Genomic DNA, 411 nt, shown 5'->3' with positions numbered 1-411 from the left:
TCCGTCGATGTCCGACTTCACGCAAAATCTAACGGTCTCAATGTCGTACCGTAAGATCACTTGGGATCACGTCAACGCAGGTACGTCTGGTTCAGACGATTGGCGTAAACCTATCGAAGCTTAATCACTTTGATTTTCGGTGGCTCCCCATGGGGCCACCTGAAAACCTTAACCTCAAACCATCCTTTTCACGGTGATGTGTGGTGAAGGTTTTTGTGTTTAGGGTTAACGATAGGAGAGACGTATGGCGACATTGGCGTACACCATAGATATAGAAGGACTCGGCGATGATGCCTTGGTTGTGACTCAGTTCGATGGGCAAGAGTCCTTGTCTGCCAGCGTGTTTCATCATCGACCTTGTTACGGTTTTTGTTATCAAATCACCTTAGCCAGCCGTCGGCATGACTTAAC

At 47.9% G+C, this 411-nt stretch carries 1 pseudogene; it reads left to right on the top strand.

The annotated features are described in order from the left end of the window. Positions 1-124 (top strand): annotated as a pseudogene (locus QTN95_RS21140) (type VI secretion system tube protein Hcp); the annotation flags it as partial. Positions 125-411 lie beyond the last annotated feature (287 nt).

The sequence above is a fragment of the Vibrio sp. M260112 genome, from assembly GCF_036533775.1.
GTDB lineage: Bacteria > Pseudomonadota > Gammaproteobacteria > Enterobacterales > Vibrionaceae > Vibrio.
This window is presented reverse-complemented; position numbering and strand designations above follow the sequence as displayed.